General features: G+C 69.2%; 13 protein-coding genes. 4 read left to right on the top strand and 9 right to left on the bottom strand.

Annotated elements, in window-relative coordinates; translation table 11 throughout:
* Window positions 1-26: 26 nt before the first annotated feature.
* Together Ga0609869_RS00610 and Ga0609869_RS00605 are read right to left on the bottom strand one after the other, a co-directional pair.
* Window positions 27-3,662, bottom strand: a complete 3,636-nt coding sequence (locus tag Ga0609869_RS00610; RefSeq protein ID WP_125404046.1) for an efflux RND transporter permease subunit — start codon at window positions 3,660-3,662, stop codon at window positions 27-29.
* A complete protein-coding gene (locus tag Ga0609869_RS00605; RefSeq protein WP_125404045.1) occupies window positions 3,659-4,900 on the bottom strand; it encodes an efflux RND transporter periplasmic adaptor subunit in 1,242 nt (413 codons plus the stop codon). The genes Ga0609869_RS00610 and Ga0609869_RS00605 overlap by 4 nt, the downstream gene beginning before the upstream one ends.
* A gap of 245 nt (window positions 4,901-5,145) precedes the next feature.
* On the opposite strand from Ga0609869_RS00605, the gene Ga0609869_RS00600 reads away from it, so the two are divergent.
* The 4 genes from Ga0609869_RS00600 (at window position 5,146) to Ga0609869_RS00585 (ending at window position 9,124) form a co-directional block, all read left to right on the top strand.
* Window positions 5,146-5,799: a hypothetical protein gene (locus Ga0609869_RS00600; protein ID WP_125404044.1), complete on the top strand. Its 654-nt coding sequence runs from the start codon at window positions 5,146-5,148 to the stop codon at window positions 5,797-5,799.
* Between the two features lie 31 nt (window positions 5,800-5,830).
* Complete coding sequence (locus Ga0609869_RS00595) at window positions 5,831-7,162, top strand: outer membrane protein assembly factor BamB family protein (protein WP_245972172.1); 1,332 nt, start codon at window positions 5,831-5,833, stop codon at window positions 7,160-7,162.
* Window positions 7,163-7,211: 49 nt separating this feature from the next.
* Window positions 7,212-8,675, top strand: a complete 1,464-nt coding sequence (gene der, locus Ga0609869_RS00590) for a ribosome biogenesis GTPase Der (protein ID WP_125404043.1) — start codon at window positions 7,212-7,214, stop codon at window positions 8,673-8,675.
* Window positions 8,676-8,884: 209 nt separating this feature from the next.
* Window positions 8,885-9,124, top strand: a complete 240-nt coding sequence (locus Ga0609869_RS00585) for an EF-hand domain-containing protein (RefSeq protein WP_125404042.1) — start codon at window positions 8,885-8,887, stop codon at window positions 9,122-9,124.
* 82 nt (window positions 9,125-9,206) lie between these two features.
* Here the strand turns inward: Ga0609869_RS00585 and Ga0609869_RS00580 are convergent, their stop codons facing one another.
* The 7 genes from Ga0609869_RS00580 to Ga0609869_RS00550 all read right to left on the bottom strand — a co-directional run bounded on the left by Ga0609869_RS00580 (window position 9,207) and on the right by Ga0609869_RS00550 (window position 16,494).
* Window positions 9,207-9,908 carry a TspO-related membrane protein gene (locus tag Ga0609869_RS00580; protein ID WP_211336792.1) on the bottom strand — a complete coding sequence of 234 codons (702 nt, stop codon included), beginning with the start codon at window positions 9,906-9,908 and terminating at the stop codon, window positions 9,207-9,209.
* A complete protein-coding gene (serS, locus tag Ga0609869_RS00575; protein WP_125404040.1) occupies window positions 9,908-11,200 on the bottom strand; it encodes a serine--tRNA ligase in 1,293 nt (430 codons plus the stop codon). The genes Ga0609869_RS00580 and serS overlap by 1 nt, the downstream gene beginning before the upstream one ends.
* 203 nt (window positions 11,201-11,403) lie before the next feature.
* Window positions 11,404-12,372 (bottom strand): SUMF1/EgtB/PvdO family nonheme iron enzyme, encoded by a 969-nt coding sequence (locus tag Ga0609869_RS00570; RefSeq protein WP_125404039.1) that lies wholly within the window; start codon window positions 12,370-12,372, stop codon window positions 11,404-11,406.
* Entirely contained in the window at window positions 12,369-14,114 is a 1,746-nt protein-coding gene (locus tag Ga0609869_RS00565) for a hypothetical protein (RefSeq protein WP_125404038.1), read from the bottom strand. The genes Ga0609869_RS00570 and Ga0609869_RS00565 overlap by 4 nt, the downstream gene beginning before the upstream one ends.
* The gene (locus tag Ga0609869_RS00560) at window positions 14,104-15,138 is read right to left on the bottom strand and encodes an NAD-dependent epimerase/dehydratase family protein (protein WP_125404037.1); all 1,035 of its coding nucleotides are present in this window, start codon (window positions 15,136-15,138) and stop codon (window positions 14,104-14,106) included. The genes Ga0609869_RS00565 and Ga0609869_RS00560 overlap by 11 nt, the downstream gene beginning before the upstream one ends.
* 8 nt (window positions 15,139-15,146) lie before the next feature.
* The gene (locus Ga0609869_RS00555; RefSeq protein WP_125404036.1) at window positions 15,147-15,569 is read right to left on the bottom strand and encodes a GtrA family protein; all 423 of its coding nucleotides are present in this window, start codon (window positions 15,567-15,569) and stop codon (window positions 15,147-15,149) included.
* Window positions 15,570-15,603: 34 nt separating this feature from the next.
* Entirely contained in the window at window positions 15,604-16,494 is an 891-nt protein-coding gene (locus tag Ga0609869_RS00550; RefSeq protein ID WP_170168779.1) for a helix-turn-helix domain-containing protein, read from the bottom strand.
* Window positions 16,495-16,573 lie beyond the last annotated feature (79 nt).

The raw sequence follows: 16,573 nt of genomic DNA, 5'->3' as shown, positions 1-16,573 counted from the left end.
TCCATCGCGGACGGACAGCCGGCGCGCTATTCGGCGGCGCGCAGCGGCGGCTTGCCCCGCGGCGGGGCGTCCTTGTCCTCGGCTTCGGGGTCGCGGGCGTCCAGCACACGGCGCAGATCGTCGGCCGAGGGGCCCTCGGCCGCGTCGTCGTAGACCTGCGGCCAGTCGCCCAGCGGCCAGATGAGTTCGGGCGACTTGATCCGGCGCGCGGCGCGGTTGAGCGCGAGGTCGCGCGCGGGCACGCTTTCGCGGCCCATCGCCAGCGCCTGGAGCCGGCGCCACGACCCGTAGGCGCCCGCCTTGAACCAGACCCGCAGCGCCAGCAGCGCCGGGGTGAAGACCAGCGTCAGCACCGTGGCGATGCCCAGGCCGAAGACCACCGCGGTGGCGAGCTGTTTCCACCACAGCGCAGTCGGGCTGTCGATGGAATAGCCGCCGTTGAGGAAATCGAAGCTGAGGCCGAACATCATCGAGGAAAGGCCCGCCATGGTGGTGACGGTGGTCAACAGCACGGGCCTGATGCGCGCCTCGGCGGTGCGCGCGATGGCCTCGAGCGGGGGCATGTAGCGTTCGTATTCCTGGTAGGTGTCGATCAGCACGATGTTGTTGTTCACCACGATCCCGGCCAGCGCCACGATGCCGGTGCCGGTCATGATGATCGAGAAGGGCTGACCCATGACCATCATCCCGATCAGCACGCCGGTAACCGACAGCACCACGGCCAGCAGCACCATCGTCGCGTTGTAGAAGCTGTTGAATTGCGCCAGCAGGATGATGAACATCAAGGCCAGCGCCGCGCCGAAGGCCTTGGACAGGAACGCCTGCGATTCGGCCTGGTCTTCCTGGTCGCCGGTCCATTCCCAGTCGATGCCGGCCGGCAGCGGGCCGGATTCCAGCCATTCGGTGAGAGTGGCGATGCGGTCGTTGGCGTTGATCGGCGTGCCGTCGGGGTTGGTCAGCCCGTCGGCGACGCCGGCCTTTATGTCGAAATAGCGCTCGCCATCGACCCGGTTGATGCGGCCCAGCTTTTCCACCGGGGTCCGGGTGACGAAGTTCGACAGCGGCACCAGCCCCGCCTCGGTGCGCACCTTGAGCGTGTCCAGCGTCGACAGCAGCCGGTCCTTTTCGGGCAGGCGGACCCGGATATCGATCTCCTCGTCCGAGGAGGGCACGCGCATCGTGTCCAGCAGGATGCCGCGCGTCACCAGTTGCACCATCGCGCCCACCGCCGACACGTTGGCGCCGTAGCGCCCGGCCTGTTCCACGTCGACGTCGATCTGCCAGTCGATGCCGGGCAGGGGCAGCGTGTCCTCGACATCGGTCAGCCCCTCGGTCTCTTCGAACCGGGTGCGCACGATCTCGGTGGCTTGCGTCAGCGCCTCCCAGTTGTCGCCGCTGACCTGCAGGTGCACGGGCTTGGCCGAGGCCGGGCCGCGCGACTGGGCCAGGATTTCGGTCTTGATACCCGGGATCTTGGCGAGGCTGGCCTCGATCTCGTCGAGGACGCGGTCGCCGTCGAGGCTGGGGTCGCTCTCGCGGTCCTCCCAGGGGATGAGTTCGAGCTGCACCTGCCCGACCGTGTCGAGGGGCGGCGAGGCGCCGCCGGTATTGGTGTCGAGCCCGCCCTCGCCGGAGAAGGCAAAGACCGACTTGACCGCGCGGTGGCCCAGCGCCACCGCCTCGGCCTCGCGCACCAGCGCGTCCTTTTCCGCCAGCGAGAGGTTGCCGCGGGCGCGGACATAGATGATCGCCTGTTCGGGCTCGGATTCGACGAAGAATTCCACGCCCCTGTTGTTTTGCCCGTAGGCCATGAAGATCGAGACCACGAAGGCGATCACCGCGGCGATGGCAACCAGCGGCATCACCGGGTTGGCGGTGATGAAGCGGATCGCCCAGCCGAACAGCGTGCGCCGCCTGGCGGTCTCGATGGGGCGTTGGCGCCGGGGCAGCTTGGCCGCGTTGACCGCGATGGAACTCAGCATGAGCCCGGCCAGAAACAGCGCCGCGCCGGGCAGGATGGCCAGCGCCGCCGGGACCCGGGCCAGCCCCGGGGCCAGGTAGCCCGGGTTGATGAGCTGCATCGCGCCGAGAAACACGATGTAGAGCGCCACCGGCACCATCGCGGCGCGGACGATCCACGGCAGGTGGCGCACCATGTCGGTCGTCCGCCACAGGATGCGCGAAAAGCGCCCCGCCACACCGCCCACCACAGGCAGGTAGATCAGCGCGACGATCAGGCTGGCCGAGAGAACGAAGATCAGCGTGACCGGCAGCATCCCCATGAACTCGCCCGGCACGCCGGGCCAGAACAGCATGGGCAGAAACGCGCAGAGCGTGGTGGCGGTGGAGCTGACGATGGGCCAGAACATCCGCTTGGCGGCCTCGGTGAAGGCGTGCATCGGACCCACGCCTTCGGAAATGCGTTTGTCGGCGTATTCCACCACCACGATAGCGCCGTCGACCAGCATCCCCACGGCGAGGATCAGGCCGAACATGACGATGTTCGACACCGACACGTCCATCAGGCCCAGCAGCACGAAACACAAAAGGAAAGAGGTGGGAATGGCAAAGCCGACCAAGAGCGCCGAGCGGGTGCCGAGAAAGGCCAGAACGACGATCATCACCAGCGCGATGGCGGTCAGCACCGAGCCTTCGAGCTGGCGGACCATCGAGGCGACGGTGGTCGACTGGTCCAGCGAGGTCGACATCTCGACCGCGCGGCGAAGGTCCTCGGGCCACAGATCACGGGCAGTGTCCAACTCGTCGCGCACCAGCTGGGCGGTGTCGATGATGTTGAAGCCCTTGCGCTTGACGATTTGCAGTGCGACGGCGGGCTGGCCGTTGAACCGTGCGGTCGATTGGCGGTCTTCGAAGGTCAGGCGGATATCGGCAAGCTCTCCGAGCGTTACCACCCGGTCGCCGTTGGTCTTGACCGGCAGCGCGTAGACGTCGCGCGCGGCATCGAACGACGAGGGGATCTTGACCGAGAACGTGCCGGTGGGCGTTTCCACCTCGCCGGCGGCAATCAGCTGGTTGTTGTTTTGCACAACCGAGATCAGCTCTCCGGCGGTGACGTTGTAGGCCTCGAGCCTGAGCGGGTCGATCACCACCTCCAGCATCTCGTCGCGATGGCCGGCCAAGGCGACCTCGAGCACCGGCTCGAGCTTTTCGAGCCGGTCCTGCAAGTCCTTGGCGAGGCGCAGCAAGGTGCGCTCTGGCACCGGGCCCGACAGGGTGGCGACGATGATCGGAAATTCCGAGAAATTGATTTCGTTGATCGAGTATTTCTCGGCGCCGTCCGGGAAATTCGCCTCGGCGGTGTTCATCCGGTCGCGCACATCGGCGATGATCTTGGTCTTGTCCCAGCCGAATTCGAACTCCAGCGCGACGCCGGCATAGCCCTCGCGGGCGGTGGCGGTCATGGTCTTGAGCCCGTCGAGATCGGACAGCTCGGTTTCCATGGTCTTGATCAGCAGCTTCTCGGAATCCTCGGCCGAGATGCCCGGGAACGGGACCGACACGAAAAGCGCCGGGATCTCGATATCGGGCTCGCCTTCCTTGGGCAGGCTTACATAGGCGGTGGCGCCCGCGAGGATCGAGAGCACCACGAAGGCGATCACCATCCGCGCCCGGGCAGCGGCCCAGTCGATGAGGCCGGTCATTGCCCGGCCCCGCGATAGGCAGCATCCACCGGTACGTCGTCGGTCACGAATTCCTGGCCGACGACGATGACGTCGGCGGCCTCGGGCAGGCCGGTCACCCAGATCCCGTCGCGCGTGTCGCGCAGAACCTCGATCCGGGCAAAATGCGCGCGTCCGTCATCGCCCACCAGCCGCACGCCGATATGGCCGTCGTCGTTGAGCGTCAGCGCCGATTGCGGCAGCAGGTGCGCCGAGCGGCCGGGCGCGGCGATCACGATTTCCACCGTCTGGCCGTCGCGTATGGCAAGGTCGGGGTTTTCGATGGCGACCTCCACGCGAAAGGTGCGCGTGGCCTCGTCGGCCGAACGGCTGAGGAACGTGACCTTGCCGCTCACCTCGCGCCCGGTGGCGAGCCTCGCCCCGGCCGTGGCGCCAAGCTGCACCTTGTCGACCTCGGTCTCGGGGATGAAGCCCACCAGCTTTATCGGGTCGAGCTGGATCACCGTGGCGCAGTGCGATCCCTGCTGCAGCAATGCGCCCAGCTCGGCGGTGTCGGATTCCAAAAGGCCGTCGAAAGGCGCGTCGATGGTCAGCCGCTCGATGTCCTTGCGGGACGAGGCGACGGCGGACTCGGCGGTGCGGATCGCGGTCTGGGCGGATTCGAGCCCCGCCTCGGCCTGCACAAGCCCGGCCCGCGCGGTGGAGAGCGCCGAGGCCGCCGCGGCGAGCTGGGTTTCGGAGGCATAGCCTTTTTCCGACAGCTTCTCGGCGGCGTTGTAGTTGATCTCGGCCTCGTGCACCTGCGCCTCGGCCTGGGCGACGGCGGCGCGGGCCTGCGGCAGGCTGGTCTGCGCCTCGTCATAGGCCGCCTCGGCCTGGGCGAGCGTCGAGGCGCGTGTGCCCGGATCGAGCCGGCACAGCGTGTCGCCCGCGGCCACCTCGGCCCCCTTGCGCAGCGGTTCCGACAGCACCAGCCCCGAGGTTTCGGCGCGGACGTCGACTTCGCGCGCGGCCTCGGTCCGGCCGCGCACGCGCACGGTGCCGCGCACCGTCTGGGCCTGGCTCTTCATCGCCACAACGCCGATGCGGGGTTTTTCACTGGCGGCTTGCTGTGCGGCCTGCGCCGACTGCGCGCCTTGTGAGGTGTCGGCGGACGGCGGCTCGGCCCCGGCAAAGGCGCGCACCCGTTCGCGTTCCATCACCATCAGGTAAAGCGTGACGGAGACCAGAATGGCGGTCAGGATCGAAATCAGTCGCATGAACCGCGGGGCCTCATGTTCGCAGCGGGGCGCCTCTTCGGGCGGAAATGGGGCATTGCGCCGTGCCGTGCAAGCTTCGCCGGCCGTATTGGGGAAAAATTTATGAACCGACGAGTTCAGATTAGACTTTTCCACCGGTGTGCGCAAGCCGCGCCAGCGGTCGCGTGGCGCGGCTGCGACAGTGGGGCTTGGCAATATGGCGGGGTCTGCGTTAGATGGGGCGCAATCCGCTAGGTGAGGCCCGCATGAGCAATCCCGACAGCTTTATCGAGGAGGTGACCGAAGAGGTCCGCCGGGACCGGCTGTTCGCGCTGATCCGCCGCTATGGCTGGATCGCGGTTCTGCTGGTGCTGCTGCTGGTGGGCGGTGCCGCCTATAACGAGTGGCGCAAGTCCCGTGAGACGGCCGAGGCCCGCGCGCTGGGCGACGCGCTTTACACCGCGCTCGACAAGGGCGATGCCGAGGCGCGCATCGCCGCGCTCGACGCGGTCGAGGCACCGGGGCGGGCGGCTGCGCTCAAGGCGCTGCTGACCGCGGCCGAAGAGACCGCAGCGGGCGAACGCGCGGCCGCGGCCGAGCGCCTCGCGGCGCTGTCGGTCAATACCGAGGTGCCCGAGCTCTACCGACAGCTTGCCGCGATCAAGGAAGTGTCCCTGCGAGGCGATGCCCAGCCCGCCGAGACGCGGCGCTACGTGCTGGAGCCGCTGGCCGCGCCGGGCCAGCCCTTCCGCCTGCTGGCGATGGAACAACTGGCCCTGATCGATGTCGAGACCGGCGAGCGCGAGCAGGCCATCGCCCGTCTGAACGAGATCCTGCAGGCATCAGAATTGTCGGCGGGCTTGCGTCAGCGGGCAACGCAGTTGATGGTGGCGCTGGGCGGCACGCCCGACGGCGCCTGAACGGGCGCGGGCTGAGCAGGGGAGACGCCGAGTGAAACGAAGCGGGCTTGTCGCGGCGATGGCGGCGCTGGCGGTGCTGAGCGCCTGCGGCCAACGCGAAACGATCCTGCCGGGCGAGCGCCTGGGTGTGCGCGAGGCGCTGCCAGGCGTTGTCGCAGAGGACGCCACGGCGCCGCTCGACGCCGCCGCCCGCGATACCGCGATCGCCCTGCCGCCCGTCGAGGCGCGGGCCGACTGGCCGCAGGTCGGCGGCGGCCCCGAACACCGCGCGCGCCATTCCGCGCTGGGCGCCGGGCTGAGCGATGTATGGCGGGCCAGCATCGGCGCGGGCGACAGCCGGCGCTACCGTATCACCGCCGATCCGGTGGTCGCGGGGGGGCGTGTTTTCACGCTGGACGCCCGCAGCCGGGCGAGCGCCGTCTCGACCGCTGGCCAGGTGTTGTGGTCGCAGGACCTCACCCCCGTCTCCGAGCGTAACTCCGATGCCACCGGCGGCGGGCTGGCCTATGGCGACGGGCGGCTTTTCGCTACCACGGGGTTCGGCGCGCTGGTGGCGCTCGATCCGCAAACCGGGGCCGAGCTGTGGCGCCAACGCACCGACGCCGCGGTGACCGGCGCGCCGGCCTACCGCGACGGGCTGGTCTACGTGGTCAGCCGCGACAACCGCGCCTGGGCGATCAAGGCCGAAAACGGGCGCGTCCAATGGCAATTGCCCGGAACGCCCTCGCCCTCGGGCATGGTGGGCGGCGCGGCCCCCGCGGTGGGCGACCGGCTGGCGGTCTTCCCCTTCGCCTCGTCCGAACTGGTGGCGACGCTGAGGCAAAGCGGCGTGCGGGTCTGGTCGGCCGCGGTCTCGGGCCAGCGGCGGGGCCGGGTCTATGCCACGGTGACCGACATTACCGCCGACCCGGTGATCGATGGCGACACGATCTATACCGGCAACCAGAGCGGCCGGGCCGTGGCGCTGAAGGCCAGCTCGGGCGAACGCATCTGGACGGCCGAACACGGCGCCTACGGCGCGGTACTGCCGGTGGCCGGCGCCGTTTTCCTGATTTCCGATCAGGGCAAGCTGGTGCGCCTCGACGCGGGCAGCGGCGAGACCGTCTGGGATGTCGATCTGCCCTATTACACGCGCGAGAGGGTGCGCCGGCGCAAGGCGATCTTTGCCCATTACGGGCCCGTGCTGGCCGGCGGGCGGCTGATCGTGGCCTCCGATGACGGGCTGATCCGGTCGTTCAGCCCGAACAGCGGTGCGCTTTTGTCCACCGTCGAGATCCCGGGCGGGGCCAGCACGCGGCCGGTGGTGGCCGGCGGCACGCTCTACGTCGTCTCGGCCAAGGGCCAACTCCACGCTTTCCGCTAGGCGCGCGATGGTGTAGGGCAGGCGCCTTGAGCGACACCCGGAGCCTGAGATGAGTTTCACCCTGGCCATCGTCGGCCGGCCCAACGTGGGCAAGTCCACGCTGTTCAACCGCCTGGTCGGCAAGCGCCTGGCGCTGGTCGACGACCAGCCGGGCGTGACCCGCGACCTGCGCGAGGGGCAGGCGCGGCTGGGCGATCTGCGATTCACCGTGATCGACACCGCGGGCCTGGAAGAGGCCACCGACGAAAGCCTTCAGGGCCGGATGCGCAAGCTGACCGAGCGCGCCGTCGACATGGCCGATGCCTGCCTTTTCGTGATCGACGCGCGTGCCGGGGTCTTGCCCGCCGACGAGGTCTTTGCCGACATCCTGCGCCGCCGCTCGGCCCATGTGATCCTGGGGGCGAACAAGGCCGAGGGGACGGCGGCCGAGGCCGGCGTGCTGGAGGGATACGCGCTGGGCCTGGGCGAGCCGCTGCGCCTGTCGGCCGAGCATGGCGAGGGCATGGGCGAGCTGCACGCCATCCTCATGCCGCTGATCGAGGCGGCCGAGGCGCAGGCCGCCGAGGAAGAGGCGCCCCCGACCGATATCGACGTCGATGAAGAGGGCGAGACCGGCCTCTCGCACACGCCCACCGCCGCGCGCCCCCTTCAGGTGGCCGTGGTCGGCCGGCCCAACGCGGGCAAGTCGACATTGATAAACGCCATCCTCGGCGAGGACCGCCTCTTGACCGGCCCCGAGGCCGGCATCACCCGCGACGCGATCTCGCTGACGCTCGACTGGCAGGGCACGCCCACCCGGATTTTCGACACCGCCGGCATGCGCAAGAAGGCCAAGGTGCAGGACAAGGTGGAAAAGCTGTCGGTCGCCGACGGGCTGCGCGCAGTGAAATTCGCCGAGGTCGTCGTGATTTTGCTGGACGCGCAGATCCCGTTCGAGCAGCAGGACCTGCGCCTTGCCGACCTGGCCGAGCGCGAGGGGCGCGCGGTGGTGGTCGCCGTCAACAAGTGGGATCTGGAAACCGACCGGCAGGGAAAGCTGCGCGAGCTGAAAGAGGAATTCGCCCGCCTCCTGCCGCAGTTGCGCGGCGCGCCGCTGGTCACGGTCTCGGCCAAGACCGGCCGCGGGCTCGACCGGCTCCACGAGGCGGTTCTTCGGGCGCACGACGTTTGGAACCGCCGGGTGCCGACGGCCAAGCTCAACCGCTGGCTGGCCGGCATGGTCGAGATGCATCCGCCCCCGGCGCCCGGCGGCCGCCGCATCCGGCTGCGCTACATGACCCAGGTCAAGACGCGTCCGCCGGGTTTCGTGGTGATGTGCTCGGCCCCAGAAAAGCTGGCCGAAAGCTACCGGCGCTACCTGGTCGGCGGGCTGCGCGAGGATTTCGACATGCCGGGCACGCCGATCCGGCTGACCTTCCGCTCGCAGTCCGACAAGAACCCGTTCAAGGGGCGGAAGAAATCGACGCCCTCCCGGCTGCGAAAGCATTTGGGCAAGCCGCCGCTCGACGGATAGTGCCGGCCGTAGCCTTCTGTTTTCAGAAGTTTTTCGGGACTTCGCCGCGTGCAAGCGCGCTTTTCCGCCGATCCATGCCCGGCCGGCCCGCGCAGCCCGTGAAACACCTCTTGCAAAGCGCCGGCGCAATGATCAGATGCCGAGTTGGAGGCGACAGAGCCTTCGCTGCGGCGGCCCGAGGGGCCGCCCCTGGAGTGAGCAAAAAACAAATGAAAACGTTCGTTCCGACCCTTGCCGCGACGGTCCTTCTGGCCGCCGGCGCCGCCTTTGCCCAGACCGAGGTGGCCGATACCGACGGCGATGGCGTCTACTCGATGGAAGAGATCGCCGAGAGCTATCCTGACCTGACAGACGACATGTTCGCCGAGATCGACGCCAACGCCGATGGCGTGGTCGATGCCGAAGAACTGGCCGCGGCGATGGACGCGGGCCTTCTGGGCGACGCGTAAGCGCACGCCGGGCCGCCGGCCGGCCCATGCCATGACCAGGCCCCCGGGACGCCCCGGGGGCTTTTGCATTACTGCCTGGCGCTCAGGTCGCCGCGCGGAAGGCCAGCACCGCCATCAGCATCGCGCCGCCGAGCGCGGCGAAGGCCACCAGCGGCGCCGCGGTGGCGTTGGCCACGATCAGCCCCACCAGCGCCCATATCAGGGTGATGCCGTATTCGGGCGCCCGGTCCAGCGCGATCTGCACCGCCGCCCCGGTGACCAGCGCGCCAACAAGCGCGATCACCGCCCATGCGGTTTCGCCCGGCCCGATGCCGTAGCCCGCGCCCAAGAGCCCCACCGACACCCAGCCCGCCGCGGTCAGCCAGCCGGCATAGACGGCAACCGGGGCCTGGTAGGTCCAGCGGTCGACCAGCGGCGTGCGCAAGAGCGCCCAAATCGCGGTGGCGAGCATCCACCACAGCAGAATCGAGGCCCAGATCGGCGAGGTATAGGCCACCCCGATCCAGGCCGCGCCGGGGCCGAGCGACAGGATCAGCGGCAGGCGGGCGGGCTCCCACGCCGGTTCGGTGCCGCGGGCGAACATGCCGACCCCGGCCGAGATCAGCAGCCAGAGATAGATCAGCCCCCAGATCGCGAAGGCATAGCCGGCGGGCTGCACCGGCGGGTCGTCCTGGGGCACCGGAAATTGCGTGGCGTCGTACCCACCGAAGCCGCCCGTCAGCGCCGGGGACAGAACGAAGAAAACCGTGGCGCAGAAGACCAAGACCGCCTTGATCGGGTCCATCACAAAAGCTCCCCTTCGGCGGAAAGCCGGGTCTTGCCGCCAAGCCAGGGGGCCAGCGCCTGCGGAAGCGTGACCGATCCGTCCTCCTGCTGCCCGTTCTCCAGCACCGCGATCAGGCAGCGGCCCACGGCCAGCCCAGAGCCATTGAGCGTGTGCACGTAGTCCGGCTTGCCGCCGCCCTCGGGCCGAAAGCGGGCGTTCATCCGCCTTGCCTGGAAATCGCCGCAGAGGGAAACCGAGGAAATCTCGCGATAGCTGTCCTGCCCCGGCAGCCAGACCTCGATGTCATGGGTGCGCCGCGCGCCGAAGCCCATGTCGCCGGTGCACAGCACCACGGTGCGGTAGGGCAGGCCCAGCCGTTCGAGGATGCCCTCGGCGCATTTCGTCATGCGGTCCAGTTCATTGCGCCCCTCGTCGGGCGCGACGATCGACACCATCTCGACCTTTTCGAACTGGTGCTGGCGCAGCATGCCGGCGGTGTCGCGCCCCGCGCTGCCCGCCTCGGAGCGGAAGCACAGCGAATGGGCGGTCATCCGGCGGGGCAGGTCCGCCGCGTCGAGGATCGTCTCGGAGACCGTGTTGGTCAGCGTCACCTCGGAGGTCGGGATCAGCCACCAGCCCTCGCGGGTCTGGTAGCTGTCTTCGCCGAATTTCGGCAATTGCCCGGTGCCGAACATCATCTCTTCCCGCACCAGCACGGGGGCGTTGACCTCGGTCAGCCCGTTTTCCGTGGTGTGGGTATCGAGCATGAACTGCGCCAGCGCCCGGTGCAGCCGCGCGACCGCGCCCTTCAGCACCACGAAGCGAGAGCCGGCCAGTTTGGCGGCGGTTTCGAAATCCATGCCGGGCTGAACGCCGGCGAGGTCGTAATGCTCTTTCGGCGTGAAGGCGAAGTCGCAGGGGGTGCCCCAGCGGTGCATCTCGACATTGTCGTCTTCGTCTTCGCCCTCGGGCACATCGTCCAGCGGCAGGTTGGGCAGGCCCATCAGCAGATCGCGCAGGCGGGCGTCCTCGGCCTTGGCGGCGTCGTTGAGCGCCGCGATCTCGGCCTTCTTGTCGGCCACCAGCGCGCGCAGGCGGTCGAATTCGGCCTCGTCGCCCGCGGCCTTGGCCTTGCCGATTTCCTTGGAGGCCTTGTTCTGCTCGGCCTGTGCGGTCTCGGCGGCGAGGATCTTTTCCCGCCGCGCGGCGTCGATGGCGAGGATATCCGAGGCGACGGGCGCGGCCCCCCGGCGGGCCAGGGCGGCGTCGAAGGCGTCCGGGGCTTCTCGGATGGCGCGGATGTCGTGCATGGGGCGTTTCTCTCGCGTGGGGTTCGGTCTTGGGCCTCCTATGCCCCAGAGGGCGGGGGGATGTGAACCGGGAAAAGCAACAGGCCGGCAAAGTGGCCTGCGCGCCGCCGGACGATGTCGCGCCCGGGCGTCAGCCCGGACAGCGCCCGACCCGCCCCCCGACGGGTGCTGCCCTACTCTCTGGGGTGCGGCCGAATGGGCCCTCACTCCACCGTCTTGCAGCAGCGAAAGCCCAGGTGGTAATTCGCGTGGCTGCCCGTGCTCATCACACGGCTGCCGTGCCAGTAGGGCGCGCGCCAGCGGCACCAGTCCTGGTGGGCGTAGTAGCGGTCGAAGATGAACCAGCTTCCCTTCATCTCGGTCACGCCCAGCTCGGTGCTGCCGCGGCTGGCCATCTGGCCGGGGGCCATCGGCAGGTTCATGTGCTCGGCAGCGTTGCCGTGGATGTCGTAGATGCCAAGCGGGCTGACGCAGCCCGGAAAGCTGCCCGCGGGGTAGGTGTTCGAGCCGCAGCTGTTGAAGCCGCCGCCGCCGCAACTGCTGCTTTTCACGCTGTTCGCGGCGCAGACGCCCTTCTTGTAGGCCGGTCCATAGGCCCAGCTCTTGGTGGCCGCGTATTTGCGGTTGTGCCAGCTGCGCATCGCCGCGACCGAGCCGAGGTCGAAGCGGTAATCGGGCGGCTCCAGCGCGCCGGCGCAGGCGCCTTCCCATTCGTGGGCGTCGCAGATCCGCTTGCCCATCGCGGCGCAGATCTGGGCGGCCTCGCGGGCCTTGACCCAGACCACGGGGTAGGCACAGGGGATGTTGGGGAATTCGAACTGGTCGATACAGGCGGTGGCGTCCTCGGGCCGCTGGGTTGCCGGGTCGTAAAGCGGCACCATGAAACGGTCGCCACAGATGCGGGTGGCGCGCCGGTCCTCGTACGCCTCGGGGCCGCCGGGGATGCGCTGGCGGCACTCGGCCGGGGTCATCGGGTGGCGCGTGATCGCCGGGTTGCCCTGGCCGACAAAGCCCGAGCGCGCGAAGATCTCGCGCAGGCGGGCCATTTCCGCGGGCCTGGGCGCGTGGACCGCCTCGATCTGGCGAAACAGGCGCTCGTTTTGCTGTTTCAGGGTCTCGGCCGGGGCCGGCCCGGCGAGAAGGGCGGCGACGAGGGCAAGCGCGCGGATCATTCCACTCCCTCCTTCAGGGTCAGGTAAAACAGGTCCCGGTTGTCGGCATACCCCAGAAAGCGCGGGATCACCGTGCCGTCGCGTGCCTTCTTGTCGATCAGCGCCATGCCGGGGACCATGTGCTGAACATGCAGCTTGCCGCCCCGCGCCACGTAAAGCGCCAGGTAGGTGTGTTCGAGCGCGTTCATGTCCAGCAGCATCGCATAGTCACAGCCATAGGCCTGAAAGGTGCGCGCCATGGCCGAGGGCGTGGCGGTCGAGAAATAGGCGTAGATCAGGTAGCGCCGGCCTTCGTTTTCCTTCATGCAGGCGCCCGCGCGCAGCGTGCGCAGCTCGGCCTTGGCCGAACCCGACCAGTTGCCCGGCCCCCAGCGGGTGACCAGCGGCGCGGGCACGCTCTCCCCGGTTTCGGGGTCGGGCGCGACCAGCGGCACGCCGTTTTGCCGGGCAAAGCGGAGGCGCGGCAGCAGCGCGTTGTCGGCCTCTTCCCAGGTCTTCATGCCGATGGTGCCGTCATCCAGCACGTAAAGCGTCGCCAGATGCGGCTGGAGCTTGGAAAAGATCGTCCCCTGCTCGACGAACCCGTAATGCGTGCCGAAATTGAGGGTGATGTAATCGCCCCATTTGAACGCGCCGTGCTGGCGCTTGAACCCGCCGGTAAAGACCGCGACGGTGCGGTCCGCCAGCGCCGGGTTGACCATGCCCAGCCGCACCAGCGGCGCGGCAGACTTTACCCCGTCGGGCCCGGGCATCCCCCGCGGCCGGACCGAGGCGGGCGGGCGGGGCGACCAGCCGAGCCCGGGATGGTCGGTGCCCAGCGCAAAGCCGAGATCGAACCGGCCGAGGTCGAACCCCACGAGGTAGACATCGGCCCGCCCCTCGATGCCGTCGAGCGCGTTGGCCGTTCCCGGCCCCCGCAGCACCGACCGCGCGATCGACCGGGGCTGGATGGCGCTGGCAAAGACGCCGGGCAGGTCGCTGACGGGGTACCACAGCCCCATGGTCATGCGCGCCGTTTCGGCCCCGTCGAGGCCGATATCCATCAGCGTGGCGATCACCGGGCGGTCCTCGACCGCGGCGTCCATCGCCGCGCCGCCGGGGCCCAGCGCCAGCCGGCCCGCGCCCCTGGCCTCCAGCGCCGGGCCCGAGGCGAGTTCGCTGTCCTTGAAGAACGTCTGCCTCACGAAGCGCACGATGCTTTCGCCGCCGGCCACGTTTTCGCGCAGGAATTCGGCGGCGGCCTCCAGGCTGGTGCGTGCGCCGGTGACCTTGTTGCGCAGGTAGAGCTTGCCGTCGCAGAGCGGCGCGAAGGGTTGGTCGCTGGCCCGCGCCGCGGCCAGGTCGCGCCCGTCCTCGGCCCAGGGGGTGCAGCGGCTGGTGCCGGTTTCATCGGCGATCACCAGCGCGGGGGCCGGCGCGGGCTCCAGCGTGATCTTGCGCCGCGCCGGGGCCGGGTTTTCCAGATGATAGCTCTCTTGCCGCCCGCCCTCGGGGCCGATCTGCAACACGAACCATGCATTGATCCGTGGGTTGACCGACACGAGGCTCAGTGGCGTCTCGTCGTTCAGCGCGACGACGGCGGTGTCTCGAAAGGGCTGTAGCTCAAGGATGGTCTTGGCGCGCACGGCGTCATAGGCGTCGCGCTGGGCGGCCAGGACCTCTGGCGATTGCGCGGGCGCGGCGCTGGCCAGCCCGGCGGCGATGACCAGAACGGCACCGGCGGCCTTCAGATCAGAAAACAAGGTTCATCAGCCCGAGGGCCCCCCTTTTCCAGGGCACGCGGTGGGTGACGCCGGCGGCCCGGGCAATCCGGTCGCGATGGGCCACGTACCAGTCGTAATTGCGGATCAGCGCCTCGTCATTGGAATAGCGCGGCGCGAGGCCGAGGCGCGCCTTGATCTTGTCGATTCCGACATAACTGTCCTTTCCGGCGGTCTCGTAGATCCACGCGTAAAGCGGCGAGAGCTTCAGCGCCTCCAGCCCGCGCAGCGTCCATATGGCGGGGGCCGCGGGCAGGCCGATCACGCGACGGCCGTGCCCGGCCCGGTCGAGGACCGCCTGAAACCCCTCGCGGAGCGTTCCGAACCGTTCTGCGCCGACATTGAACACGTCGTTCACCGCTGCCCGATCTCCGGTTGCGCATGCCTCAATAGCCTCGCACAGGTCGGCGACGTCGAGCAACTGGTAGAGGTTGTCTCCGCGCCCGATAACCGGGAAATTGTGACCGCGATAGGCGAAATCGTAGAGCAGTTCGAACGCGCCCAGCCGCTCGGGCCCGACGAAGGATTTGGGGCGCAGGACCGGCACGCACTGGCCCTGGGCGCGGGCCTCGGCGCAGGCGGCCTCGGCGGCGATCTTGGCCGCGCCGTAGGGGCCCACGCCGATCAGCGGGTCGTCCTCGATCAGCGGGTGGTGGTCGGGCACGCCGTAGACGGCGGTGGACGAGATGTGGATCACGCGGTCCACCCCGGCGATGCGGGCGGCGGCCAGCAGGGCGCGGGTGCCCTCGACCTCGGTCGAGAAGATCTCGTCGCGCGGGCAGAGCGGCAGCGCGGCGGCGCAATGGACCACGATGTCGATATCGCCAAGCGCCCGGCGCAGCAGGGCGGCATCGCGGATGTCGCCGGTCATCGCCTCGATCCGGTCGGCCTCGGGATAGGAAAACGGCGCGCGGTCGAGGCTGCGCAGCGACGCGCCCCTGCCCAGGAAATGGCGGATCAGGTTGACCCCCAGAAACCCCGCGCCGCCGGTCACAAGGATGCGCATCCCGCGCCTCAGGCCGGCGCGCTGGGCGTGGCCGGGGCAAAGACGTAGCGGCGGTCGAGCTGGTATTTGACCACATAGCCCACGGCCAGCCCCAGCACCGCGCCCAGCTCTCGCATCGGGTCGGTTTTCCAGATCAGCCAGAATGCCGTCTCGGTGCCCCAGAAGATCAGCGTCGTGGCGACGCCCATCAGGGTGTAGAGCGTGAACTTGCGCGCATGCATCGCCGCGCCGCGCGACCGGTCGGCGAAGATCCAGCGTTTATCCAGCAGGTATTTCAGCACCAGCCCGGCCAGCGTGCCGGTGCCGATCGCCAGCGGCAGCGCCAGCGCGCCCTCCCACAGCGCCAGCACCCCGCGCTGCGCCGCAAGATTGGCGAGCGTGGCGAGCACGGCAAAGCCGGCATAGCGCAGGATCAGGTCTGTTCGGCTCATCGTTCGGTCAGGGCATCATGAAACTTGGGCCAACTCAAGCCGGAACCGGGGCATTGCCGGGGTCGCCGGCGCCGCGATAGGGCGCGCGAAAGGCGCGTGGCGAGCGCCCCGTGTGCCGCTTGAACAGGCGCGAGAAATAGGACGGGTCCTCGATGCCCAGCCGATAGCCGATCTCGGCCACGTCGAGCGCGGTATAGGCCAGCAGGCGCTTGGCCTCCTGCACCAGCAGCCCCTGCAGAAAGGCGCGCGGCGGCTGGCCCGTCACCTGCCGGCACAGCCGGGTGAGGTGGGTGGGCGATATGTCCAGCACCTGGGCGTAGTCGGCGACGCTCCAGCCCTCGGACAGGTTTTCCTGCGCCAGCGCCTCGAAGGCGGCGATGCGGGCACGGGCGGGGTCGGTCCCGCGCCGGGCGCTGTCGGCCGCGCGCCCGATCAGGCACAGCGCCTGAAGCGTCAGCGCGCGCAGCATCGGCGCGCGCGCCCAGCCCGTGCCCAGCCGCTCGGCATGGATCGCCGCCATCGCCGCGGCCAGCGCGGGCGTGGCGGCCACGAAGGCCGGCGCCTGGGCGAGCGCCGCGAGTTCGGGCGCGTCGCGGGTGAGGGCGGCGATCTCGGTCACCGGTACCGTCAGCACCAGCCCCTCGGTGCCCCGCGCGAAGCGAAAGCCATGCACCACCTGCCGCGGCACCGAGACCGCGCAGGGCAGCGACAGGGTGCGGGCCTGGCCGTCGACCTCCATCTCGGCCTCGCCCGATTGCAGCACAAAGACCTGGTGCAGATCCGGGTGCCGGTGCGGCGCGATGCGCCAGCCATGAACGCGCGCCCGCTCCCACACGCGTTCGCAATGGAGCAGGTCGGGAAAGGCGCCACGCTCGCCATAGAGCGCATAGGCGGGAATGGGGCCGGGGCCGGAAGCGCGGGTCATGGTCGAAAAGTACCAGTATCGGTGCCTTTCGTCCATTCGTGCCAAACTGGAGCAGTTCTAGTCTTCGCCTCGGGAGAAC

Origin of the sequence: Rhodovulum iodosum (assembly GCF_041020385.1) — a bacterium.
GTDB classification, from domain to species: domain Bacteria; phylum Pseudomonadota; class Alphaproteobacteria; order Rhodobacterales; family Rhodobacteraceae; genus Rhodovulum; species Rhodovulum iodosum.
The sequence above is the reverse complement of the archived record's forward strand: the minus strand, read 5'-3'. Positions and strand labels throughout refer to the sequence as shown.

What these genes read in the sequence shown, in the direction of transcription:
- Ga0609869_RS00585 (WP_125404042.1), top strand. Translation starts at nt 8,885, where the DNA reads ATGAAAACGTTCGTTCCGACCCTTGCCGCGACGGTCCTTCTGGCCGCC.
- Ga0609869_RS00555 (WP_125404036.1), bottom strand. Translation starts at nt 15,569, where the DNA reads ATGAGCCGAACAGACCTGATCCTGCGCTATGCCGGCTTTGCCGTGCTC.
- serS (WP_125404040.1), bottom strand. Translation starts at nt 11,200, where the DNA reads ATGCACGACATCCGCGCCATCCGAGAAGCCCCGGACGCCTTCGACGCC.
- der (WP_125404043.1), top strand. Translation starts at nt 7,212, where the DNA reads ATGAGTTTCACCCTGGCCATCGTCGGCCGGCCCAACGTGGGCAAGTCC.
- Ga0609869_RS00605 (WP_125404045.1), bottom strand. Translation starts at nt 4,900, where the DNA reads ATGCGACTGATTTCGATCCTGACCGCCATTCTGGTCTCCGTCACGCTT.
- Ga0609869_RS00550 (WP_170168779.1), bottom strand. Translation starts at nt 16,494, where the DNA reads ATGACCCGCGCTTCCGGCCCCGGCCCCATTCCCGCCTATGCGCTCTAT.
- Ga0609869_RS00600 (WP_125404044.1), top strand. Translation starts at nt 5,146, where the DNA reads ATGAGCAATCCCGACAGCTTTATCGAGGAGGTGACCGAAGAGGTCCGC.
- Ga0609869_RS00610 (WP_125404046.1), bottom strand. Translation starts at nt 3,662, where the DNA reads ATGACCGGCCTCATCGACTGGGCCGCTGCCCGGGCGCGGATGGTGATC.
- Ga0609869_RS00560 (WP_125404037.1), bottom strand. Translation starts at nt 15,138, where the DNA reads ATGCGCATCCTTGTGACCGGCGGCGCGGGGTTTCTGGGGGTCAACCTG.
- Ga0609869_RS00580 (WP_211336792.1), bottom strand. Translation starts at nt 9,908, where the DNA reads ATGGACCCGATCAAGGCGGTCTTGGTCTTCTGCGCCACGGTTTTCTTC.
- Ga0609869_RS00570 (WP_125404039.1), bottom strand. Translation starts at nt 12,372, where the DNA reads ATGATCCGCGCGCTTGCCCTCGTCGCCGCCCTTCTCGCCGGGCCGGCC.